This window comes from Sulfitobacter sp. S190 (genome assembly GCF_025141935.1).
Classification (GTDB): domain Bacteria; phylum Pseudomonadota; class Alphaproteobacteria; order Rhodobacterales; family Rhodobacteraceae; genus Sulfitobacter.
In genome coordinates, this window is record NZ_CP081120.1 from 1,056,869 (window position 1) to 1,079,282 (window position 22,414).

The following is a 22,414-nucleotide window of genomic DNA, read 5'->3' on the forward strand; positions in this document are numbered from 1 at the left end:
GGTGATCGGCGCGGCGTGCCAGTCTTGACGGCTGCGCTGCGTCTGGACGGGGCCGGGCCGGCGGGGCGAGCATTCGGGTGCCGGGGGGCTAATCGCCCGGATGCGGCTTTTGCGGCTGGTCTGTCTGCCCCAGCGTCTTGGCCAGATAGCCAATCAGCGTCCGCAGCCTGACCGGCATGTTATCGCGCGAAGGGTAGACGAGCACCGTTGGTTGCAGCGCGACTTCGTAATCCTGCAGGAGCGGCACGAGCGTGCCAGCGTCAAGGTCGGCGGTGACATAGGTGTCTGCAAGCCGTGTGATCCCGAGACCCGCGCGGGCCGCGGCGGCAAGAGCGACGCCGTTGTTGCATGCCCAGCGGCTCTGGACCCGCAGGGAGAGCGGCTGGCCGTTGTGCACGAAGGCCCAGTCCCGGGTGGCGGACAGACAGAAATGCGCGGATAAATCACCGGGGGTGTCGGGGGCGCCATGCGCGGTGACATAGCCGGGAGCGGCGCAGACGATCATGCGGCGGCTGGCGATGCGGCGCACGACGAGGTCGGGATCGTCGGGCATGCCGTGCCGCACGGCAAGATCGAACCCCTCGCGGATCAGATCGATGCGCCGGGCCGAGACGTCCAGTTCGATCTCGACCGCGGGGTGCTCTGCTGCGAAGGCGGCGAGCGCCTTGGCCACATGTGTTTCACCGAAAAGCCCGCCGGCGGAGATGCGGATGCGTCCCGCGATGCGGTTCTGCCGCTCGGCGAGGTCTGCCTCCATATCGCGGATGTCGTTGAGCACCGCGCTGGCGCGTTCGTGGTATTGCGCGCCCATGTCGGTCAGGTTCACCTGCCGGGTGGTGCGGTGCAGCAGGCGCACGCCCAGCCGTGCCTCCAGATCGGACACGCGGCGGCTGACGAAGGACGGTGAGACGCCAAGCGCCTCGGCCGCGCGCGTAAAGCCGCCGTGATCCACGACGGCACAGAATTCTGCCAGCCCGTTCAGCCCGTCCATTGTTGCACCTCAGCAAATATGTGTTCCGGTTGGAGGTATATATCCGCGGATTTGGAAAAGATAGATTGGTGTCATCAAACGATTTACCCATCCAGAGGAGACACCCATGACACGTATCATCCGCACACTGACCGCCGCCGCCATCGTCGCCACGGCACCGTTTGTTGCGATTGCAGGCCCCGCTGCCGACGCCGCAGAGGCGTTTTTTGATCGCTACCGCGCGCAGGACGTGCCGGCGATGATCGAGTTGTTCAGCCCCGAGGGCACGGTCGAATACATCCCCTTCGGCTTTTCGGGGCCCGTGGAAGAGGTGGGACCGGGCAGTTGGGGTGTTCTGATCGACGCGTTTCCGGACCTGTCCAACGAGGTGCACAGCATCACCGAGGATGCAGCGGGCACCCGCGCTTTTGTCGACGTCAACATCTCGGGCACGCAAGCGAAAGACACGTTCGGCATCGTGAACCGGGGCCGCGCCTATGATCTGCGCCACATGTTCGTCATCGAGGTGGACGCGGCGGGCGGGATTACCCATGTCACCGCCTTTTGGGACAACGCCGATTGGTACCGCCAGCTTGGCCGCACGCAGATCGACTGACCCCGCGGCGGGCGGCGCATCTGTGCCGTCTGGCTGCCCCCAACGACGTTGCACCCAACCCATCGGAGATTTGCCATGACCCCCCATCACATCCTTGTCGTCCTGACCTCGCACGACACGCTCGGACACACGGGCCGAAAGACCGGCTTCTGGCTGGAAGAATTTGCCACACCCTACTACGTCTTTCGTGACGCGGGGGCCGCGGTGACGCTCGCTTCGCCAGCCGGAGGACAGCCGCCCATCGACCCCAAAAGCGCCGCGCCCGAATGGCAAACGGATGCGACCCGCCGGTTTGATGCGGATGACGCGGGGCGCGACGCGCTGGCGCATACGCTCAGGCTTTCCGATGTCGATGCCGGGGATTATGACGCGATCTTCTTTCCCGGGGGGCATGGCCCGATGTGGGATTTTCCCGACAATGCGGCGTTGGCGGGATTGATCGAAGCCTTTGACGCAGAGGACAAGCCCATCGGGGCGGTCTGTCACGGGCCGGTGGCGCTGGTGGGCGCGCGCAAGGCGGATGGAACACCGCTTGTGGCGGGACGTCGCGTGACGGGTTTTACCAACGGCGAAGAGGATGCGGTCGGGCTGCGCGCGGTCGTGCCCTTCCTGCTCGAGGACCGGTTGCGCGCTTTGGGAGCGACCGTCGACAATGCGGCGGACTTCAGCGCCCACGCCATCACCGATGGCACCCTTGTCACGGGACAGAACCCGCAATCGTCCGAGGTTGGCGCGCGGGCCGTGCTTGCTCTTTTGGTCGCGGGCAGGCTGGCCAAAGGCGAGGGGATCGTCTGATGTCGCTGGTCCTGTCGCCCCCCGCTCTCGCCATTGCCCCTGAAACACGGGTCGGCTTTGCCGCCGGTCTTGCTGCCGCTGCCATCTGGGGCGCTTACCTCGCGCTGTCGAGCGCGGGTGTTGCGGCGGGGCTCAATGGCTACGACGTGGCCGCGCTGCGGTATATGGTGGCGGGGCCGATCATGCTCGGCGTTCTGGTGCTGCGGCGTGAGGGTCTGCGTCTGCGCATGAGCGTCTTGCAGGGCGTCACCGTTGCCGTCCTGCTGGGCCCGCCGTTTGTCCTGTTGAGCGTTGGCGGCTATGCGTTTGCCCCGCTTGCGCACGGGTCCGTGCTGGTCCCCGCGTCGCTCACGCTGGGGGGGCTTGCGCTGTCGCGGGTGGTGTTGGGCGAACGGCTCGGCCTGCAACGGCTGGTGGGCGTGGGCATCATGCTGCTGGGGCTGGGGCTTGTCGTTGGGCGCGGGGCGAGCGTTTCGGCCGCCGCGATCGGGGGGGATGCGATGTTCGTGCTGGCCGGGCTGTCGTGGGCGGCCTTCGCGGCGCTGCAACAACGCTGGCGGCTGCCCGCCGTAGACGTCACGGCGGTGGTGGGTGTTGCGGGTCTTGTGGCGCTGGTGCCCGGCTACCTCGTCCTGCGCGGGACAGATGCGCTCGCGGCCTTGCCCGCCGGAATGCTGGCGGCACAGATCGTGGTTCAGGGCATTCTGTCCGGTGTCGTGGCGATGATTGCGTTCGCGGCCTCCGTGCGCCTGCTGGGGGCGGCGCGCGCGGCGACCTTTCCGGCGCTCGTGCCCGGATTTGCGCTGGTGATCGGCCTGCCGCTGACCGGGCAGGCGCTGGTGGGCAGCCAGGCGATCGGGCTGGTCGCGCTCGGGCTGGGGCTGGTGAGCGTTCTGGGGGCCGCGCGAATGAGGTGACCATCAGGCGCGGTTGGCGGGTGTTCCTGCCGGCGTGCTATTGCGCATGGGGGGGCGAAGACGGATGCTGCGCGCATGGCCACGCAGACCGCATTCTCTTTCAACGCTTTGTCGGACACGGCACGCCGACACATTCGGGTGTTCCAGCTGCACCAGTTTCTCGACCGTTTCGCGACGGGGCTGACGGTGGCCGTCGTGGCCCTTGCACTGACGGATCGGGGCATGGACCTGTTCCAGATTTCACTGCTTTTCGGCATCTATTCGGTCACGACCATGACGATGGAGCTGCCCTTTGGCGGATTGGCCGACAGCATTGGCCGCAAGCCTGTGTTTCTCGCAGCGGTGGGCGCCAGTCTGGTGTCGCTGGCGCTGTTTCTGGTGTCGCGCGACTTTGCCGTGCTGGCGTTTTCGTTTGCCTTTATCGGCTTTGGGCGGGCCTTGCGCTCGGGGACGCTGGATGCGTGGTTCGTGGAGACATTCAGGGCCACCGCGCCGGATGTGGATGTTCAGCCCGCGCTTGCCCGGGCGCAATGGGCCAATGCCATGGGGTTGGCCACCGGCGCGATTGCGGGAGGGACCCTGCCGGATGTTTTTGGTGCCGTGGCCCTGACGTACGGTGCCAGCGTCTATGACGTGTCCTACGTCGCCAGCTTTGCCGTCATGGTTGGTGTGCTGGTTTTCACGGTGGTGTTCATCGCCGAAGCGCCGCGCCCGCGGCGTCGGGGGGCGCTGCGGCAGGGGTTTGCAGACGTCCCGACGGTGATCGCCGGGGCAGGGCGCCTTGCCCTGCGCCACCCTGCGGTTTCGGTGCTTTTGGCCGCGCTTGGCCTGTTCCTGATGGCGACGAATCCCGTCGAAGTGATCTGGCCGACAGTTGCCAAACCGATGCTGGACCGGGGCTTTGCCAACAGTTTTATCGGCGCGCTGACAGCCGTTTACTTTTTCTCGATCGCGGGTGGTGCGGCGCTGTCGCCGTTGATCAGCCGGATCTTCAACCGGCGCCATGCCGTCACGCTTGCGGCGCTTTTTGCCTGTCTTGCGGGTGTTCAGGTCGCATTGGCCATGCAGGTGGGCATCATCGGGTTCACGGGGGTTTTTGTGCTCTATGCCATCATCCTTGGCGCGAGCGAGACGCCTGCCAGCAGTATCCTGCACAATTGCGTAGGGGACGATCAGCGGTCCACCCTCCTGTCCTTGCGGTCATTGATACAGCAATCCGGTGCGGCCTTGGGGCTGGTGATGGTCGGTGCCGTCGCCGAGATATACGCCACCCCCGTCGCGTGGAGCCTTGGCGCGGTGTTTCTTTTGATGGCGGTGGTATTGGCGTTCGTGCTGGCCAAACGGTTGGCCGAGCGGGACGCATAGCGGCCATTTGCGCGGCGTGACCTGTGTGTGCCTGAGAACAATGGATGCACAGGTAGGTGGGTTCTGACAGTCAGGACGATTGATTATCGGGCTAAAGCGCAGGCACCGCGCACGATCAGATGGCAGCCATACTATAGGGAAGTGGTGAGGATGGAGGCGAGTACCGGAATCGAACCGGTGTACACGGATTTGCAATCCAGTGTATTTCGCCACAAAAACAAACGCCTAGGGTCGAAAAAGTATCAGGACATTTGTCGAACAATAAACGAACCTGATACCCGTGTTTATGCTGGATCAAAGCCATGAGTGGCATGGCGCTGATCTGGGCTGCGAACGTCAAAGGTCTCAAGCCCGCCGCCAAGATCGTGCTGATCCAACTGGCGGATTTTCACAACAAAGAAACGGGCCAGTGCAACCCAAGAGCGCAGCGTTTGGCGGACGAATGCGAGATGGGCCGCGCAACGCTGTTTCGGCATATGACGACGTTGGAGCAATGCGGCCTTGTCACGCGTCATGCCCGTGGTGATGGCGATGGTGGGCGCGGGTCCAATCAGTATGAGTTGCACCTTGATATCACCCTTGGTCCTAGCTCACGCCCAAAGGGTGGGACGGGCGGGCCCAACGGGGTTGAGTCTCAAAATGAGACGGGGGGAAACGTCTAAAAAAACCGAGGGAAAAGTCTCAAGGGTGAGACGGGGGTAGTCTCAAATCGGGACAGGAACCTTACCATTGAACCTAGGAAAGAACCACCCACGCGCAGGCGCGAGGCGGTGGAGGCTGAGAAGATTTTGGCAGCCTATCCACCCGACCGATTGCGAGGCAAAGCGGCGTGCTTGGCCCAGATCGAAGCGGCCATGAAGGAAGGGATCAGGCCGGCGGACTTGCTTCAGGCCGTCCAGGCATACGCGACCGACAGCGCGGGTTTCACCCGCTCCAAGGTCTGCTTTTCCGACAACTGGTTTCAGTTACGGCGCTGGCAGGCCTTTGTCGAGAAACAAGCCGAAGATCGAGAGAAGACGGCAGCATTGCAGGCGGACCACCATGCGCGGTTGGCCTGCTGGATCAGTGAACGCAGCCCGATGTGCAAACACATCACAGCCAAGCAGATCGACGGATTGCTTGCCTCAAAGCTGGTCACAAAGGCGCAAATCCAGGCGGCAGGCCTCAGATCATGACCGCAACCGATCCGACCGAAGCGCAAACAGCAAGGCGACCCATGTCATACGCTGGCGCTGCTGACACGGGACCTTGCGAGGGGCGGCAAGCCTCCCCTTCGAACCCCACCGGCGCAGGCAAAGCCCGCACCAAAGAGCCGCTGACCGAGACCTTCGTCTTTCGGTGCAGCGCCGCAGAGAAGGCCCAATTGCGCGCCAAGGCCGAGGCCGCGGGGCTGCCCGCCTCGACGCTTCTGCGCGAGGCGCTTGGCCTGACCGAGGCCCGCCGTCGCAAGCCGATCCCTCGCGTCGATCCGGCGCTGGTGCTCGCGGTCGGGCGCATCGGCGGCAATCTCAACCAGATCGTCCGGTGGCTGAACCACGCCATGAAGGTCGGGCGCACTGACCTCGACACGCTGACCGTCGCGCGCCGCCTTGTCGTGATCGAACGCCAGCTTGCCGCGCTCCTCGATGAGGCGCGGTGGTGCTGATCAAGTTCTTTCCCAACGGCAAAGGCGCGGGCGCGGGGCCGGTCGGGTACTTGGTGGCCGAGCGCGTGCTGGCCTATGACGATAACCGCGACCTGATCCGCGATGCCGACGGCCAGCCCATGCCCGTCACCCGCGACCCGCTGCCCGAGGTCCTGCGCGGCAATTCCGAACGCACTGAGGCCCTGATCGACGCCAGCCGTCACCAATGGACCTACCGCGCGGGCGTGATCAGCTTTGCCGACACCGACAACCCGACCGAAGACCAACAGGCCGAGGTCATGGACGGGTTTGAGCGTCTGGCCTTTGCGGGGCTGGACCCTGAGCAATATGAGGTGCTCTGGGTCCGCCATCGCCACGAAGGCCGGGTCAAGCTGCACTTCTGCACGCCGCGCCTGGAGCTGACGACAGGCAAGAGCCTCAACATTGCGCCACCTGGCTACAGGGAGGCCTATGACAGCCTGCGGGACGTGATGAACCAGCGCCACGGCTGGGCCGATCCGATGGATGTGGAGCGCGCGCAGGACGTCCGCGACACCATCGAGGCCCCGACCCGCGCTCAGGGCCGAGAAGAGCTGCACGCGTGGATACAGGACCAGATCGATATGGGCCTGATCACCGACCGCGCGACCATTATCGATGCGCTCACCAACGCAGGCTTCGACCTGCCGCGCACCGGCAAGGCCTACATCACCGCCCGCGATCCTGAGACCGGCGAGCGCTGGCGGCTGAAAGGAGAGATTTTCCATGAAGACTGGCAAGCCGACCCGGCTGAGCGAGAAGCTGAACGCGGAGCTCGACACGATCCGGGCCGAACACGTCGCCTCGATCTCGTCCCAGCTCAAGAGCTTCAGGATCGATTTGAAGAACATTGTGGGCGCCGCGCAGCATACCATCGCGAGCGATACGCGCCGGTTTCAAACCGAGACAGCGAGCCTGTTCGAGACGCGGTTGAGTTCGATCCGCCTCTGGCTGACGATCTCGCCCTGGCTGATCGCGGCGATGGTGCTCACGGGGACCGCCTCGATGATGGCCGCGAGCTTTTTCTGGACGGTGCACCTGACGCGCTCGGAGCTGACCGAGATGGGCCTGACGCGAATCGAGCGGCCCGAGGGGACATGGCTGATCCTGGACCCATCGAAGACGAGCCTGCGCACCTGCACGATGGGCGAGAGGCACGTGACCTGCATTCGGATCGAGGAGGATTAGATGACCCAACTGACAGCCTTGGAACGCGACTTGCTCGCCTGCGTAGAGCGGTTGGTGACGGCCTGCGAGGTCTCAGCAAAGGAATTGAGCGGGTTAGAGGAACGCTCGACGACGAGGATGCAGAGTCAGCTGGATGGATTGGCCGCCTGCGTGTCGGTGTTCATTCAATCGCAAACGGCGTCCGTGGCTGCGTTGCACGGCTTGTTGAGCGAGGGCTCGAACTACGCGAGGCTGCGCACGCAACTCGAGACCAGCTTGAAATTAGTGAAGGCCGCCGAAGAGAGGTTGAGACAGAGCTAGGGGAGCGGGAGGTCGAGATGGATCGGGGGCTGACGCATTGAGGGGCCGAAACCGATTGACAAATGGTAACGTATATGTCACCAATGACCGCAATGAATAAGCTTGTTGTCTATGTCACCGAGGCCGGGAAAACACCGTTCGACGATTGGTTCAATGGCCTGGATACGGCGGCGGCATTGAAGGTGCGAACGGCGCTTGCACGGATCGAGACCGGAAACCTTGGCGACGTGAAGCCGGTTGGGCAAGGCGTGTCAGAACGGCGCATCACCTTCGGCCCCGGCTACCGCGTCTATTTTGGCAAGGACGGCGATAAGCTTGTGATCCTGCTCTGCGGCGGGACCAAGAAACGCCAGTCGAAAGACATCGTGCAAGCCAAGGCATATTGGGAAGACTACAAGGCCCGCAAAGAGAAAGGCGACTGACATGCCCCTGACGAAAGACTTCAAAGACACGATCAAAGCCCGCGCTGAGCGCGATCCTGAGTTTCGTGCAGGGCTGTTCCGCGAAGCCATCGAAGCGATGCTCAGCGACGATCTGGAGACAGGCAAGGTGCTGCTGCGCGACTACGTGAATGCCACAGTGGGGTTTGAGGCCTTGGCGCAAGACATGGACAAGGACCCTAAGAGCCTGATGCGGATGCTCAGCGCTAAAGGAAACCCGCGTGCGGACAATTTGCTGGCGATGGTGTCGCGGTTGAAACAGCGTGAGGGCATGTATTTTTCAGTCACCCAGAACAACAGTGTTCATACCTAGAGTTGCGGTTTGAAAGCTGACATCTGTTAACAGATCGTAAGCCATTCAATTTGTTGATAAGAGGCGTGAACATCTACTTGAATTTGATGTCCACGCCAATAACCCGGCCTTAGGTGTGTGCAGCATGCTTCAACAAATTCCGCCTCTAGAAGACGTGCAGATCAGCAGACATGCCGCCCTTCCAAAGAAGTAATGTCCCGAAAGACACAACGCCAATCAACCCGCAAACACAGCACTGGTATCGACTGAACGTAGTCAGTACGGCCAAGCGTTCAGCAGCAAATCTCGCGAAATTACTGCAAAGCGATGACGCCGGAAGGCAGAGTCGACCTCGTTGTTAGACTAAGCATATGAACGCTTCAATTCTTTCTTCTCAATAAGGCGGAGGAGGTTGATGCTGTCCCACGTAGTGAACCAAGGGTTCTGTTCAAAATTCGTGATTGCAGCAACGATATGCTCATTTGTCGGTATCTGGATCGAACCACCGCCACCTCCCGACCGCTGCTGCTTATTGTAGCCCGTCAAAATTCTCCTGACCATTTTTCTTCGATAGTCAGCTCCGATGAACGGGCATCCCATCAGATCAAGAAAAAGATGGAGGCGTTCGGAGCAGGTCGCCAAATTAGGCTCTTTCAGGATGAAGGTTTCTGCACCCTGCAGTAGTTCCAATTGTTTCGTTTTGCACTTTGGATCATCTTCAAGCACAAACAATTTTGGGCGATTGTATATTTGACAAACCCGTGACGTAAGCGCAGGCTCGGATTCTACTTTGAGGGGATTCGGGATATGGCGAAGCAAGCGCAGATCAAATGCATCAACAAGCAGGACCGAGATAATGCGTGGGAGCGCATCACTCATGTTGGGGGCGTCAACTCTGACGGCGGGCGATGGAAGCTAACGCAACAGTCTGCGATTGAATATCTTGAAGGCGACTGGGATTTCTGGGTGTCGGTCGATGGCGATACGGTCTGGTGTGAAGTTGCCGTAAGTCGCTTCGGCAACAAGTACATCAAGACGAAGGCGGACGGTGATCTTCCGAATAACCTTCTGAGCCTCCCTGAATGCCCTTAATGTGTTTCATGGGTGATGCGAACCCGTCCGGGTCCGTCGCCCATGACAGTGCCTGCTGGGCGGCGTAGAGGCGGTCATAGTCATTGCTCTGCGGGTTTTCTCGCAGTGCGGTGGATATCCGATCAAGCTCGCGCTGAATAAACGACATAGGTATAATGATACCCCACACATATGGGGTAAATCAACACCTCAATCGTCCTCCTTGTCATCCGGCTTCTGTTTCACCAGCTTGCCCAGCTTTTCGTTGAACTTCGCTTCGTCGTCGTCCGTCCCGATCTCGCGGGCGGCTTCTTTGAAGCGGTCTAATTGAGACTTGTCAGGTTCAGCCATGATCAACAAACAACAAATAGACCCTACGTGAAGATTCATTCACCCGAAAAAATATGCGGAATGCGGGCAGCCCATCAAGAGTCCGCTCTTGCAAGTGGGCAACGCGAATATCTTCTTGATAGACAACATCAAAAGCCAAAGGATTTAAAGAAAGGGCATAGTGTATTGCCCCTAAAGCCTCATCGGCCTGCTGGACGCTGACGCTTAAGCGGTTCTCAAGAGCATCCGTATAGTGCCACTCTTCCGAGACTTCATAACCGTTACCATTTACCATCCTAACTCAACCGCCAATTCCGCTGCATCTGACTTGTCTTTTTCCGTGGCCTCGCCGCTTAGGAATGCAAATTCATAAGGAATCAAACTCTGGTGAGATACAGCATGCCAACGAATATCGTGACTGTCTTCACTGACCTTGGCGCTTGTATCCCCCATAAGACGCTCGATTTGAGCGTCTACGATCTTTATTTCGTTTTCAGAAAACAGGTCCATGTTAGGTTCACGCCTCGCAATACGCTTATGTGCGGCGACTGACTTGTCTATTTCCAAAGCCTCTTTCTCAACCAGATTCCTTTCGGCTACCGGAATATGCTTCGGGACAGGTCCGTTTTGGATGCGGTGGTACTGCGCACCCGTGATCGGCCTTCCGTTCTCACGAAACATTTCCATGTCGGCGTGATACAGGGTTTTGTTGATTTTGGTCGTGCCAAAATCATCCAAATCAGCGGTTTTGGTTGCGACGTACAAGAGTAGCTCTTGCAGTCTTTCTTGGATGGCTGGAGTGTTGCCCCCCCAAGTAAGATTTATGTTTGACATTGGTTCAGTCTCCCGGAACGGATTTACAACATATAGTACACTTAACGCGCCCAACACACAAGTGAAGCGCATTGTCCAGTGCATTTATTGCTTCAGCACTGATATGTAAGACGTTTTCCTACAACACTGCGCAGCGCGATATTACTGCGCTCCGTGTCCTCAATCCCGTTCGCAACTCGATTGTTGTAACGGAAATCAAACTCTGCCGCGTAGCGATGCAGGTGCTGTTTGCCGCAGTGCTGATAGACACCCTTCATGCCGCGCTTGAAAATGCTGTAGAAGCCTTCAACGGTGTTTGTGTGCATTTCGCGATCCTCGAGATTCACGTACTCGCCAGCACTGTGGTTGGTCCAACCGTGCGCCTCGAACGCCTTGCCAGCACCAATGCCCTGATACTGGCGGGCCTCGTCGGTCATCACGTACGCTTCACGGGCGATATTTTCTTGCAGGATCGGGATCAGCGTGGACTTCTTGAGGTCGTCCACAACGATGCTCTTGGCGCGTTTGGTGGTGCGGTCCACGAGGGTCAGCATCTTCATCTTGTGAGAAGCGCCACGGGCGTTTTTAGCCTTCGTCACGCCGGGTTCTTTGCCGATGAACGTCTCGTCAACCTCAACGATACCGCCGTTGCCACCAAAGCCAGCCAGCGCACCATCGCGCATACACTCGCGGATACGGTGTGTCAGGAACCACGCAGACTTGTATGTGATGCCCAGAACGCGGTGCAGTTGGTGGCTGCTGATACCTTTCTTGCTGGATACCATCAGGTGAATAGCTTGCAGCCACAGGTGAAGCGGCAGGTGGCTTTCCTCAAAGATCGTGCCTTTGCGGACGGTAAACTGCTTGCGGCACTCGCGGCACTTCCACAGGCCATGACGCTCTTTGCCCTCTGGGTTCTTCTTACTGGCCTTGGTGCGGACACCAACCAGCTTGTATGCGCTATCAACAACGCCGCAGTGGGGGCAGACCGGACCGTCAGCCCAAAGCATTGCTTCGACGTGCTCAAAAGCTGCTGCTTCATCGTGCATGTAGGGGGCGGAAAGAACGGACATTGCGAAAACCTCTATCGTGTTGAATTAGATATAGGTTATCTGCTTGGGTTTGTCAAATATACAATCGCCCAATTTTGCGACAACTTCAAAATAACCTACCTTTGAGGAAGCCCCTTTGAACTCCTCTAGAAGCTCAACATAGTAAGCACCGCCGAAGTCAAATGGTTTTGTCGCGCAAATTACGTTGAGTATCTCGATTGAGGTCGAATACTGCCGTTCGTCCAGATCGGTAAGCGAGCTGCTGCCAATAAGACGCGAAACCCAAAGCTGTACCCGTTCTTTGGTGGCCAAAAATTCTTCCGGGGCATGGTCCTTTAAGAATTCAGCAGTTTGAACAAGGACATATGAGATATCTAAGGAAGTGTTTACACTCGGCGCAAGAGAGAAAAGGTGAAACGCAACCTCAAGATAGAAATCATAAAGATCGGTGGCTTGCGACAGGCATTCCTCTCGGTTTATCACACTTCCATCCAGCAAAGAGATTTCTTCGGGCAAAGCAAGCAACTGTTCGCTATCTTTTGTAAGCTGATGAGTCCTCCACTTTATGGCTGCCAGAATATAAGCGGACACGCCTTCATAGCCCAATTCGGCATCTACACAAATTGCGCGCACGCGCTGAACAAGTGCGCGCATTAGCTTATGCCTTGATCGGATTCTCTTAGCTGTCATCAAAACAGCACTTGTTTGTTGTCTGCCCGGAACACCTGCAATCTTGTTCGGACGCGTTAGGTTGTCGATAAGATCAGCAACTAGAGTATTGGCTTGCTGTATTGCGGAAGATTTTTTACTTGCGAAGGGACGAGACGTGATCTCCGATTTTCCAGGATTTAGATGAAGTTTGTATTTGTCCAGGCAGTCAGAAAGTTCGGCGGTAATCTCATCACAGTTCTTGCGGCTTCCACAGAAAAAATAGTAATTATCGACGTATCGAAAGGCTGAATAGTCTACGCCATTTTCGAGCCCTTTCTTCGTAAGCCGCTGCTCGAGCTCATCATCCACCGCTGACAATATGGTTTCAGCAAATATTCGGCTGACCTCTGGTCCTACTATAATTCCGTTGGTTTCATTTCTATTCATTGACTGTATTAAGCGATCAAAAGAAGCTCCATACATCTCTGCACTAGTATTACTTTTTGCCTCTTTGAGTGATCTTGTGGCCCAAGAAATCGAATGTGTATAAATGCTATGGAAACACTTCGAAATATCTTGTGACGACATAAATTGGAACTTTCGTTCTAACGAATCGAATAGCCTTGATCCCAAAAAGTTATGAAGTCTCCCGAAACCGGCGTATGCAAAGAAACTGGCTGGATGCTTTGTAAACTTATCTTTCTCTACGGTTGAAATCGTAGAGAACTTTAGCTCGTTACTCGCTTCTAATGGACCTGCGATGTAGTATTTGCTCGCAGTGCAGACAGGCCTTCGGATAGAGAATGAGCTGGTGTTACAGTAGTAGGTGAGCAGCGCGTCATATCTAGAGTAAAAGTTGCAAACGTCGAGTTGCGCTCGAGGATGTGGCAAGCCGAGTTTGCGTAATGTGTCAGCATCTTTCACGATCTTGTAAGAGAGCGGCTCCGTAGCTTGTTTGCCAGATTTTGGAGGCAGAACAAAGGTTTCAATTATTGTTTTCGAGAAAGTATCAAACTTCTCCCAATCACGGATATTTAGGTAGAAGCCATCGTTTCCTATAGGAATAGGTAACTCCGCTGGAGTTGTGTCGCTGAGCAGAGCTCGGTTGAAGTCGCTTGGATCAAGTAAGATCTTCTGAACATTTTTCCTAGGCATGTTGCCAAGCTTTCATCAAATGGATGAGCTTTTGCTCATTAAACCCGACATACTTCTTCTTTTGAACATGGGTGCATAGGTCAAAGTACTGAATTCTCTTCCGATTCCGTCTTGAGAGCGGTGCAAGCGCAAGTCTTGCAGCCAGATTTGAGGACCGTGACGAAAAGACGCCGTGATAAAAGGATGAAAGTTCGCGCAGTGCTGGTGAGGGATGGTCGACTAGTGGATAACTGTTGCACATCCCGCTTGACAACCATCGCCCGGAGTTTTGGTCGTAAAACCTATAGCCGCTGTTTATTAGAAGAAACCTGTCTAGGAGATCGTCTTGGTTCCCATCTCGAAGGTACTGCTTGATGGACAAGATAAACCGTGTCTTACGCTTGTCGATTTTTGACTTGCTTATGTCGATAGTCAGCTTTCGGGCATTTAAAGTCTTGTCATGGTTCGCTTCAGAAAAGATTTGTGAAACGGTGAACTCGTATCCCAAATAATCCAAGGTATACGTTTTCGCGCTTCCTTTGTTCTCCTTCTTCGGCAGTAGCTGGAAGTCTCGTTTGTTAGGAGATAAATTAAGCATCAAGCCTGTCGGTAGATTATCCAAGATCCGCTGGGTCAAGTCGAAATCTGTAATATGTGGGGCGGCGACGATTACAATATCGTCAACATACCTTGCATAGAAGTGAACTCCCTCAGATCGAGAGATTTCCTTGTCCATGTCTAGTAAGAAGACCTCGCTCAAGGTGCCGTTCAAAGCCAAGCCTGCAGGAATTCCAGAAGCACCTACGGCCTCTAAGTCGGCTAAATACTTGTCGAGCATTCTTCTTGTAGTGCCTGAGCTGCTTAAGCGCTTGTGGCAAGCTTGGCGTAGCTCATCCCTATCAATCGAAGCGTAAAATTTCTTTATGTCATATTTTGCAACAACATACGGCAGGCCATTTCCCAAGAGTTGTCTGAGGCGAGATACGACATAGCTCCTGTCAGCCTGTCGAACTCTTACTATACGCCTAATATTCTCGTTCAAGCGCCTAAGAAGTATGGCGGTTTCGAAGTCGTGAGGCACACAGATTTCACGCCCTTTGCGCTTGGTCAGTTCTAGCTCAAAGCAAGTGCCATTCCCGTTCGCTCTTGTGAGTGCTCGCTCAACTCGGTTGTCTAAGTCTTGGGCAAGAAAGGAAAAATCTGTCGGGTCACTGCTCTCTCTAACTACTTGCATCAATGACTTTGTGCGGAAGCTGGCGTCTAACAAATTTATCTCCGAGATGTCTTGTCAAAAAACACAAACGACTCTGATACTTTGAGTCCGAACTTCTTCCAATCGCTCAGTTTTAGAGCAAACCACAAAGGGGCTCGAAGCCGTTGGTTTGGTCGGTGGTGAAATAGCATCTTCAGCGCACTACTCTTCGCCGTAGAAATAGAACTTACGGCATGAGACGTCGCTGTTTGTCAGCAGTATTTTCCATAGCGCTTCGCCAATAATTGCGAGGATGGCCCCAGCAACGCCAAGGTGCAGCAGGAACAGGGTGTAGACGTCCCAGAAGTTGCCTGTTTCAGAGCGGTAGGAGATGAAGCCAACGCTGGTAACCACCAGTAGGACAATTCCCATCACCCGCAAAGAATTGGCGAATTTGTTGACGGGCGTCTTTGGGTCTTTCAAGTGTTTCATCGGGTCGTCCGCCTTAGCCTATGGCCGAAAAGAACAGCTTTGCCTCGCTTTGCGGCGAGGTGCCCTTCGAAAGGGCTTGCTCAAAGATGTACTGAGTAAACTTTTGTATTTCGGCGCTGGAAAACATCCTCTTGTTCGTCTGCGCGTGATCAAACACAGCCTGCGCGGTTTCCCCGGCTAAACGAGCGGACTGCTCACTGTCAGGCACGGAGCTTCCATACACCAGCCACATGAGGCTCTTGTCGAACTCTTCGCAAAACTTGACCGCGACCGAGAGCGGTAGCTCCCGTTTTTCCAGCTCATAATTCTTATAAGATTTGTCAGCGATCCCTAGAATCGCCGCGACTTTGTTTTGAGGATACCCGAGCTGACTGCGTACGCTCAGCATCCTTTGGCCAATCCCAATCAATACAGTTGACATTCGGACAAATGTTCCCATATTCGGACTTACGTAACCTTTTGTTGCGTATTCTTTCTATTAATATCACTAAATGCCAAAAAGGAAAGAACTATGAACGATTGTTCCCTGCTAACCCCGAGAGAATTGGCAGCTCACAGCGGCTGGCCTGAGAAGCGGATCAGGAGGTTGATCGCGACCAGAAGCATTCGCTTTCTCAAGAACGGAACCAATTTCTTACTGCCCCACGACGCTGTTCAGGACTACATCGCACGGAACATGGTGGAGCCCGACGAGCGTTCGGGCGCGAGCAAGCCATGAGGCGGGCAGGGCAAACCCCCATCATGGCCAGCGAGACGACTGCAGCTCGCTTGCTCGACCTGCGTACGAATGAGTTCAAGGCTTTGGTCGAGGAGGGCCACCTACCGCCGGGGCATGAAATTGCTCCCGGCGTTGTTCGTTGGGATACTGAAACGCTCAAGCGAATTTCAGGTGGAGATGTGACAGGATTATGGGATCAAATTCAGTGGTAGGCCGACGCAAGAAATACCTTTGGCAGCATCCGTCTGGCCGTTGGTATGTGCGCAAGAGCGTCAATGGCAAGATGTTCTATCTAGGGCGGATCACGGCGGAGGAACGCACGGCAGAGTTCGACCAGCAATACTGGGAGATTGTCAGCGGGAAGAAAGCGGTCTCCAAGACATCATGGGGTGTTTTGATTGACGCCCTGCGTGAGACCGACAAATGGAAAGACTTTTCGCCGCGCTATCGACGCGACCTCGAAAAAGTCTTTGAATATTTGATCGAAAAGATTGGGCGCGCTGATGTGGCCCGACTGACGCAGGCCGACATTTATGACGCATGGAAAAGAACCGACATCGCGTGCGGTTTGCAAACTACATCCCGACCGCGATCAGCATGTTATCCAAAATGGCGATGCGCAAGCGCTGGCGCAAAGACAATCCCGCGATTGATATAGAGCCGTTGAGGGTTCCGAAGGACCGCAAGAAACCGCATTTGCCGTGGGCAGATTGGGCGGTCGAAAAGATGCGAGAAGAGGGTTCGCCATTGCCTCGCCTGATTTTTGAGATTGGCGTGGGGAGTGTGCAGCGTCCTGGTGACTGGGTGGACTTCCAATGGGGCGATTATGATGGCGATACCCTCAAGTTGCGGCAGAACAAGACAGATACTTTTCTTTCACTGCCCTGCACGATTGCGCTCAAGGCCGCGCTGGACAGCGCAAAGGCCGATCTGGGATTCGCGCCGCACCCATCGCGCCACATCCTGACGCGCGCTGATGGTTCGAAGATGGACTACCATGCAATGGCCCGCGTCATGGTGCGCGAGCGTAAGCGGTTAGGCCTGATGGCCCATGACCAACACGCCTTGCGGTATCGTGGCGTGATGGAATTGGCATGGGCAGGCTGCACGGACGACGAAATCGCCAGCTACAGCGGCCACACATCCAAAGAGATGATTATCAAATATGCGGGGGAGGCGCGGCAAATCATGCGGGCGAGACAGGCGGTAGCGAAGCGCAAATGAACCCGAACAGAACAGGCACAGAACGTGAAACTGATACCAGAGGTGATACCCTATGAGCAGAAAATTTCCTAACTCATTGATTTTATTGGAGGCGAGTACCGGAATCGAACCGGTGTACACGGATTTGCAATCCGCTGCGTAACCACTCCGCCAACTCGCCGAAGTCAGAGTGCTATAGAACGGCTTTGGAAAACCCGCAAGCGGTTATCTTGCGTGATAGCATGCGGGAGGGGCGCGGCTTAGGGTGGGGTGGCAGAATGTCTGCATGTTTGGCTGAAACGCGCGCGCACCGTTGCTGCGACGGGCGGGATGTGGCACATCGGAACGAAACGGATTCTGGATAAATCGAGACTGTCGATGACTGATTTTGCTTCCCGCCGCCTGATCATGGTGGATACCCAAGTACGCCCGTCGGATGTGACGAAATTTCCCATCATCGACGCCATGCTGACCGTCGCGCGCGAGGATTTCGTGCCCAGCGTCCAGCGCGAGGCGGCCTATGTCGGCGAGAACCTCGATCTGGGGCAGGGGCGGGTGCTGCTCGAGCCGCGCACGCTGGCCAAGATGCTGGACGCGCTGACGATCGAGCAGGACGAGCTGGTTCTGGATGTGGGTGCGGCTTTTGGCTACTCCTCGGCGGTGATTGCGCGGATGTGCGAGGCCGTCATCGCGCTGGAAGAGGACGAGGCCATGGCCCGCGAGGCGCAGGAGGCGCTGGCGATCGCCGGTGCGGACAATGCCATCGTGCAGATTGGCCCGCTCAACGAAGGCGCGCCACAACACGGACCCTACGACGTGATTATCGTGCAGGGAGGTGTTGCCGAAGTACCCCAGGCGCTGACGGATCAGCTCAAGGAAGATGGGCGCATTGCATGCCTCGTGATGAATGGTAACCTTGGGGAAGTCCGCGTCGGATTTAAGCGGGCAGGGCGTATCAGTTGGCGTTTGGCATTCAATGCAAGCGCGCCGGTCATTTCCGGGTTTGAAAAAGAGACTGCATTTGTTTTATAAGTGAACTGAACGGTTCAAATTAGCGGCGCCAAAACAGCCGCACGACAGGCAAGGATGAAGCGGATGGGACTATTTACGGCAAAAAAGGGCCTCATACGGTCCGTGCAGGCTGTGGTTTTCGGGGCGGCGGTTGTCGTGGCGCCCGCGGCGAAGTCCGAAACGCTCGCCGATGCGCTGGTCGGTGCGTATAACCATTCGGGGCTTTTGACGCAGAACCGCGCGCTTTTGCGGGCGGCCGATGAGGATGTGGCGATCGCGGCGGCGGGGTTGAAGCCCGTTGTCAGCTGGGTCGCGCAGATTGAACAGACGCTCGGACGGGCGCAGAACAGCCGCTTTACCGGTGCCACGGATGCCGACGGGCTGGACCTGACGGCGCAGTTGAACGTATCGCAGCTTTTGTATGATTTCGGCTCGACCCGGTTCAGCATCGAGGCGGCCAAGGAAACGGTTCTGGCGACGCGTCAGGCGCTGATTTCGATCGAACAGCAGATTTTCCAGCGCGCGGTCGCGGCTTTCTTTCTGGTGATCGAGGCCAATGAATTCGTGACGCTGCGCCAGAACAACGTCCGCCTGCTGCAGCAGGAATTGCGGGCGGCGGAAAACCGGTTCGAAGTGGGTGAAGTCACGCGGACCGATGTCGCATTGGCCGAAGCGCAGCTGGCCGAGGCCCGCAGCGGGCTGGCGACGGCACAGGGCAACCTGTTGATCGCGCAAGAAGAATATCGCAACGCGGTGGGCCGTGGCCCGGGCCGTTTGGTCCCGCCGCCCAGCTTGCCGCAGTTGAGTGGCAATGTCCCGGCCGCCAAGGCGGTGGCCGTGCGTCAGCACCCCGATCTGCGGTCCGCACAGCATCAGGTCGCAGCGACTGAGCTGCAGATCCTGCGGTTCGAAGCGGCGAAGAAACCGACACTCAACGCAACGGCGGGCGTGTCTGCGCTGGAGAGTTTCGACAGCAGCAACTTCGGCCTGACCGGCAGCGTCGGCCTGACGGCGTCGGGCACGATCTATCAGGGCGGATCGCGCTCTGCGACGGTGCGTGCGGCACAGGCGCAGCGCGATGCGGCACGGGGCAACCTGCATGTGGTGCGCCACAACATCGAACAGAATGTCGGCGATTCATACGCCCGTCTGGCATCGGCGCGGGCGTCGCTCGCCTCGACCGACCGGCAGATCCGCGCCGCGCGTATCGCCTTTCGCGGGGTCCGCGAGGAAGCGACGCTCGGGGCGCGCACCACGCTCGATGTGCTGGATGCGGAACAGGCGCTGCTGGATGCCGAAGCGGCGCGTATTTCGGCGCAGTCACAGCTTTATACTGCAGCCTACAACGTGCTGGCCTCGACCGGAGAGCTGACGGCGACGGCGTTGCAGCTGCCGGTGCAGCAATACGATCCGGCAGCCTATTACAACCTCGTCAAGGACAGCCCGACCAAGCAAAGCAAGCAGGGCGCGCAACTTGATCGTGTGCTGGAGCGTCTGCAACGCAAATAGAGCGCGATCCTGCGCGCTTTAATCCTTTGTCAGAACCTTGTGCCATATTGTAGGAAGCTGCGTCCCGGTCTAGTCTGAGGGCGAGCAGCAAATGGTGAAGTAATGTCCAAAGCCGTCACGAACGAAGAGGTCGAAGACGTTTTGTCCTCGATCCGCCGATTGGTATCGGAAGACAAGCGCCCCATCGCAGGCACCCGAACACCCGCGCCCCCGGCCGAGCCGCAGCGGGCCGACAAGCTGGTTCTTACCCCGTCGTTGCGCGTGGCCGATACGGATGAGGCCGAGGCCGACGCCGCGCCAGAGCCGCAGGCCGACGCCGAAGAGACGCTTGGCACAGAGATGGAAGACATCGTCGATACGCTGGTTTTGCGCACGGTTGCGAAAGAGCAGGACGCGCCGGAGCCTGTGGCGCAGGACGATGACGACACCGGACTGACCGAACCCGACGATGGCATGGCCGAAATGGCAGAGGCGCCGATGGCCGAAGATGTGGCCGAGGACGCCGATGCCAGTGACGGGTTCTGGGACACGCAGGAAGACGCGGTTGCCGACGCGGATGCGGAAGGTGACGCACCGGATGTGGCGGACCCCGATGGCGCGGTTTCTGACGAGACGCTCGAGAGCTATCTTGAGGATGCGCAGACGGATGACGCCGACCCCTGGGCGGAAAAGAGCCTCGACGCACCGGACGTGACAGAGGACGCCGACGACGAGGCGAGGCTGGCCGAGGAGGCCTGGACCTTCCGCCGGTCGCGGGAATCGCTCGAAACGCCAGCGATCGAAGACACGGACGGCACAATCCCGCTGATGGCGAAGATTGCCGCGCTGGAAACCGCCATTGGATCGAGCAAGCAGCAATTCGAGCCCGATGACACGGATGCAGATGATCTGTCCGGCTCCGAGCCGCCGGCGATGGCGTGGGAAGATCACGTGGAACTGGATGCGACCGGCGCGCCGCTTGATCCACAGCCTGCCGATTTGCACGGCACCGCGGCGCAGGACGCGCCGGAGGATGACGGGGGTCTGGGCGAGGATCAGCTGCTTGATGAAGAAGCGCTGCGCGACATGATCAGCGAAATCGTGCGCTCCGAACTGCAGGGCGCGCTTGGCGAACGGATCACCCGCAACGTGCGCAAGTTGGTGCGCCGTGAAATTCACCGCGCCCTGACGGCGCAAGATCTCGAATAATCACCCCAGCGGCAGGGCCACGTCCTGCGCCAGCGACAACAGCAGGTCCAGATCGAAATAGCGTTCGATGTGATCGGCAAGCGCGTCGAGCGTTGTATCGACCCCGTCCTCAAAGGCGATCGCGCTGGTGCCGCCGAACCTTTGCAGATAGCTGCCACGAAACGCGTCGGACGCGAAAATGCCGTGCAGGTAGCAGCCCAGAATGCGCCCGTCTGCGCTGGCCGCGCCTTCGGGCGTGCCGTCCAGCATGAGCCAGCTGCGGCTGCAGTCGGGACCGGTGGTTTCGCCCATGTGGATTTCGTAACCGGTCAGGGGCGTGCCGCTTTGGGTTGCGGTGCCCGCGCGCAGGTGCAGGTGCTTTTTCGGCGCGAGCGTGGTGTCGATATCGAGATGCCCGAGCCCGGCGACCGTCTGGGCGGGGCCTTCGATGCCGCGCGGGTCGGCAATGGACCGGCCCAGCATCTGATAACCGCCGCACAGGCCCATCACATGCCCCCCGCGGCGGATGTGGGCGGCGATGTCGATGTCCCATCCCGCGGCACGCAGGGCCTGCAGATCGGAGATCGTCGCCTTGGATCCGACCAGCAGCACCAGATCGGTCTCCGCGGGCAGGGGGGTGCCGGGGGCGATGATGCGCAGATCGACGCCCGGCTCGGCGGCCAGCGGATCGAGATCGTCAAAGTTGGAGATACGGGGCAATTGCGGCACGGCGATCACCACGCCATCCCCCCCCGAGCGTGCCCGTGCGGGCAGGTCCATCACGTCTTCGGCGGGCAGGCGACCGGCGGCATCGAACCACGGCAGGACACCCAGAGACGGCCAGCCGGTGCGGTCGGCGATGTCATCACGGCCCCTGTCGAACAGGCTGCGGTCGCCGCGGAACTTGTTGACGGCAAAGCCGCGGATGAGCGCGTTGTCATCCGCAGACAGAACCGCCTGCGTGCCCACGATCTGGGCGATGACACCGCCGCGGTCGATGTCACCCATCAGCACCACGGGCACGTTGGCCGCCCGAGCAAACCCCATGTTTGCGATGTCGCCCGCGCGAAGGTTGGTTTCCGCAGGGCTGCCGGCCCCCTCGATGACGATGAGGTCACACTGATCGGCCAGACGCCGAAAGGATTGCAGGACAGCCGGCAGCAACGTGGCCTTGTTCTTGCCGAACGCGAGGGCCTCCTGATGTCCGGCGACCTGACCTTGCACGATGACCTGCGCACCGGTCGTCGTTTGCGGTTTGAGCAAAATGGGGTTCATATCCGTGTGCGGCGCAACACCACAGGCGCGCGCCTGCAGGGCCTGCGCGCGGCCGATCTCACCGCCATCGCTGGTGACGGCGGCGTTGTTGGACATGTTTTGCGGTTTGAAGGGGCGCACGGTCAGCCCGCGGCGGGCACATGCCCGCAGAATGCCCGCAACGATCATTGATTTCCCGACATTGCTGCCGGTGCCTTGTATCATGATCGCTTTTGCCATCTGCTGCCCTTTACGCTTTGTCGGCAAACTG

General features: G+C 58.3%; 27 protein-coding genes and 2 tRNA genes. 16 read left to right on the forward strand and 13 right to left on the reverse strand.

Annotated features, from left to right (window positions below; genetic code table 11):
• Window positions 1-88: 88 nt before the first annotated feature.
• Window positions 89-991 carry a LysR family transcriptional regulator gene (locus K3756_RS05515; protein WP_259991709.1) on the reverse strand — a complete coding sequence of 301 codons (903 nt, stop codon included), beginning with the start codon at window positions 989-991 and terminating at the stop codon, window positions 89-91.
• A 106-nt stretch (window positions 992-1,097) separates the two neighbouring features.
• Between K3756_RS05515 and K3756_RS05520 the strand changes: the two genes are divergently transcribed.
• From K3756_RS05520 to K3756_RS05535, 4 genes are all read left to right on the forward strand, one after another.
• Complete coding sequence (locus tag K3756_RS05520; protein ID WP_259991711.1) at window positions 1,098-1,586, forward strand: nuclear transport factor 2 family protein; 489 nt, start codon at window positions 1,098-1,100, stop codon at window positions 1,584-1,586.
• A 75-nt stretch (window positions 1,587-1,661) separates the two neighbouring features.
• On the forward strand, window positions 1,662-2,381 hold the full coding sequence (locus tag K3756_RS05525; protein WP_259991713.1) for a type 1 glutamine amidotransferase domain-containing protein: 720 nt from the start codon (window positions 1,662-1,664) through the stop codon (window positions 2,379-2,381).
• On the forward strand, window positions 2,381-3,298 hold the full coding sequence (locus tag K3756_RS05530; protein WP_259991715.1) for a DMT family transporter: 918 nt from the start codon (window positions 2,381-2,383) through the stop codon (window positions 3,296-3,298). The genes K3756_RS05525 and K3756_RS05530 overlap by 1 nt, the downstream gene beginning before the upstream one ends.
• A 75-nt stretch (window positions 3,299-3,373) precedes the next feature.
• On the forward strand, window positions 3,374-4,663 hold the full coding sequence (locus K3756_RS05535; RefSeq protein ID WP_259991717.1) for an MFS transporter: 1,290 nt from the start codon (window positions 3,374-3,376) through the stop codon (window positions 4,661-4,663).
• A gap of 151 nt (window positions 4,664-4,814) precedes the next feature.
• Here K3756_RS05535 and K3756_RS05540 read toward each other — a convergent pair.
• Window positions 4,815-4,889, reverse strand: a tRNA-Cys gene (locus tag K3756_RS05540).
• A gap of 76 nt (window positions 4,890-4,965) precedes the next feature.
• Between K3756_RS05540 and K3756_RS05545 the strand changes: the two genes are divergently transcribed.
• The 6 genes from K3756_RS05545 to K3756_RS05570 all read left to right on the forward strand — a co-directional run bounded on the left by K3756_RS05545 (window position 4,966) and on the right by K3756_RS05570 (window position 8,567).
• The gene (locus K3756_RS05545) at window positions 4,966-5,325 is read left to right on the forward strand and encodes a helix-turn-helix domain-containing protein (protein ID WP_259991718.1); all 360 of its coding nucleotides are present in this window, start codon (window positions 4,966-4,968) and stop codon (window positions 5,323-5,325) included.
• Between the two features lie 171 nt (window positions 5,326-5,496).
• Window positions 5,497-5,838 (forward strand): hypothetical protein, encoded by a 342-nt coding sequence (locus tag K3756_RS05550; RefSeq protein ID WP_259991720.1) that lies wholly within the window; start codon window positions 5,497-5,499, stop codon window positions 5,836-5,838.
• The gene (locus tag K3756_RS05555) at window positions 5,835-6,308 is read left to right on the forward strand and encodes a MobC family plasmid mobilization relaxosome protein (protein WP_259991722.1); all 474 of its coding nucleotides are present in this window, start codon (window positions 5,835-5,837) and stop codon (window positions 6,306-6,308) included. Before K3756_RS05550 ends, K3756_RS05555 begins: the two co-directional genes overlap by 4 nt.
• Window positions 6,302-7,855 carry a relaxase/mobilization nuclease domain-containing protein gene (locus K3756_RS05560; protein WP_259991724.1) on the forward strand — a complete coding sequence of 518 codons (1,554 nt, stop codon included), beginning with the start codon at window positions 6,302-6,304 and terminating at the stop codon, window positions 7,853-7,855. Before K3756_RS05555 ends, K3756_RS05560 begins: the two co-directional genes overlap by 7 nt.
• A gap of 51 nt (window positions 7,856-7,906) precedes the next feature.
• Complete coding sequence (locus K3756_RS05565; protein WP_259991726.1) at window positions 7,907-8,236, forward strand: type II toxin-antitoxin system RelE/ParE family toxin; 330 nt, start codon at window positions 7,907-7,909, stop codon at window positions 8,234-8,236.
• A gap of 1 nt (window position 8,237) precedes the next feature.
• A complete protein-coding gene (locus K3756_RS05570; RefSeq protein ID WP_259991728.1) occupies window positions 8,238-8,567 on the forward strand; it encodes a DNA-binding protein in 330 nt (109 codons plus the stop codon).
• A gap of 342 nt (window positions 8,568-8,909) precedes the next feature.
• Here the strand turns inward: K3756_RS05570 and K3756_RS05575 are convergent, their stop codons facing one another.
• Window positions 8,910-9,272 carry a hypothetical protein gene (locus K3756_RS05575; protein ID WP_259991730.1) on the reverse strand — a complete coding sequence of 121 codons (363 nt, stop codon included), beginning with the start codon at window positions 9,270-9,272 and terminating at the stop codon, window positions 8,910-8,912.
• Window positions 9,273-9,353: 81 nt separating this feature from the next.
• On the opposite strand from K3756_RS05575, the gene K3756_RS05580 reads away from it, so the two are divergent.
• Window positions 9,354-9,638 carry a DUF3892 domain-containing protein gene (locus tag K3756_RS05580; RefSeq protein WP_259991732.1) on the forward strand — a complete coding sequence of 95 codons (285 nt, stop codon included), beginning with the start codon at window positions 9,354-9,356 and terminating at the stop codon, window positions 9,636-9,638.
• Window positions 9,639-9,827: 189 nt separating this feature from the next.
• Here the strand turns inward: K3756_RS05580 and K3756_RS05585 are convergent, their stop codons facing one another.
• The 8 genes from K3756_RS05585 to K3756_RS05620 form a co-directional block, all read right to left on the reverse strand.
• Window positions 9,828-9,968, reverse strand: coding sequence for a hypothetical protein (locus K3756_RS05585; protein ID WP_259991734.1), 141 nt, complete (start codon window positions 9,966-9,968; stop codon window positions 9,828-9,830).
• Entirely contained in the window at window positions 9,961-10,242 is a 282-nt protein-coding gene (locus tag K3756_RS05590) for a hypothetical protein (protein ID WP_259991736.1), read from the reverse strand. The genes K3756_RS05585 and K3756_RS05590 overlap by 8 nt, the downstream gene beginning before the upstream one ends.
• The gene (locus tag K3756_RS05595; protein WP_259991737.1) at window positions 10,236-10,712 is read right to left on the reverse strand and encodes a Panacea domain-containing protein; all 477 of its coding nucleotides are present in this window, start codon (window positions 10,710-10,712) and stop codon (window positions 10,236-10,238) included. The genes K3756_RS05590 and K3756_RS05595 overlap by 7 nt, the downstream gene beginning before the upstream one ends.
• Before the next feature lie 161 nt (window positions 10,713-10,873).
• A complete protein-coding gene (locus K3756_RS05600) occupies window positions 10,874-11,833 on the reverse strand; it encodes an IS1595 family transposase (RefSeq protein WP_259991739.1) in 960 nt (319 codons plus the stop codon).
• Window positions 11,834-11,857: 24 nt separating this feature from the next.
• Window positions 11,858-13,618, reverse strand: coding sequence for an antiviral reverse transcriptase Drt3b (gene drt3b / locus K3756_RS05605; protein WP_259991742.1), 1,761 nt, complete (start codon window positions 13,616-13,618; stop codon window positions 11,858-11,860).
• Window positions 13,611-14,864, reverse strand: a complete 1,254-nt coding sequence (gene drt3a, locus K3756_RS05610) for an antiviral reverse transcriptase Drt3a (RefSeq protein WP_259991744.1) — start codon at window positions 14,862-14,864, stop codon at window positions 13,611-13,613. The genes drt3b and drt3a overlap by 8 nt, the downstream gene beginning before the upstream one ends.
• Window positions 14,865-15,011: 147 nt before the next feature.
• A complete protein-coding gene (locus tag K3756_RS05615; RefSeq protein WP_259991746.1) occupies window positions 15,012-15,281 on the reverse strand; it encodes a hypothetical protein in 270 nt (89 codons plus the stop codon).
• 13 nt (window positions 15,282-15,294) lie between these two features.
• On the reverse strand, window positions 15,295-15,702 hold the full coding sequence (locus tag K3756_RS05620; protein ID WP_259991748.1) for a helix-turn-helix domain-containing protein: 408 nt from the start codon (window positions 15,700-15,702) through the stop codon (window positions 15,295-15,297).
• Between the two features lie 320 nt (window positions 15,703-16,022).
• On the opposite strand from K3756_RS05620, the gene K3756_RS05625 reads away from it, so the two are divergent.
• Window positions 16,023-16,211, forward strand: coding sequence for a hypothetical protein (locus tag K3756_RS05625; RefSeq protein WP_259991750.1), 189 nt, complete (start codon window positions 16,023-16,025; stop codon window positions 16,209-16,211).
• Window positions 16,212-16,539: 328 nt separating this feature from the next.
• Complete coding sequence (locus tag K3756_RS05630; RefSeq protein WP_259991752.1) at window positions 16,540-17,223, forward strand: tyrosine-type recombinase/integrase; 684 nt, start codon at window positions 16,540-16,542, stop codon at window positions 17,221-17,223.
• Window positions 17,224-17,309: 86 nt separating this feature from the next.
• On the opposite strand, the gene K3756_RS05635 is transcribed toward K3756_RS05630, so the two are convergent.
• A tRNA-Cys gene (locus K3756_RS05635) sits at window positions 17,310-17,383 on the reverse strand.
• Window positions 17,384-17,580: 197 nt separating this feature from the next.
• Here K3756_RS05635 and K3756_RS05640 point away from each other — a divergent pair.
• The 3 genes from K3756_RS05640 to K3756_RS05650 all read left to right on the forward strand — a co-directional run bounded on the left by K3756_RS05640 (window position 17,581) and on the right by K3756_RS05650 (window position 20,910).
• Window positions 17,581-18,234, forward strand: a complete 654-nt coding sequence (locus tag K3756_RS05640) for a protein-L-isoaspartate O-methyltransferase (RefSeq protein WP_259991754.1) — start codon at window positions 17,581-17,583, stop codon at window positions 18,232-18,234.
• 63 nt (window positions 18,235-18,297) lie between these two features.
• Window positions 18,298-19,722 (forward strand): TolC family outer membrane protein, encoded by a 1,425-nt coding sequence (locus K3756_RS05645; RefSeq protein ID WP_259991756.1) that lies wholly within the window; start codon window positions 18,298-18,300, stop codon window positions 19,720-19,722.
• Window positions 19,723-19,824: 102 nt separating this feature from the next.
• Window positions 19,825-20,910, forward strand: coding sequence for a hypothetical protein (locus tag K3756_RS05650; protein WP_259991758.1), 1,086 nt, complete (start codon window positions 19,825-19,827; stop codon window positions 20,908-20,910).
• Here the strand turns inward: K3756_RS05650 and K3756_RS05655 are convergent, their stop codons facing one another.
• On the reverse strand, window positions 20,911-22,383 hold the full coding sequence (locus K3756_RS05655) for a cobyric acid synthase (RefSeq protein WP_259991760.1): 1,473 nt from the start codon (window positions 22,381-22,383) through the stop codon (window positions 20,911-20,913).
• Between the last annotated feature and the right edge of the window lie 31 nt (window positions 22,384-22,414).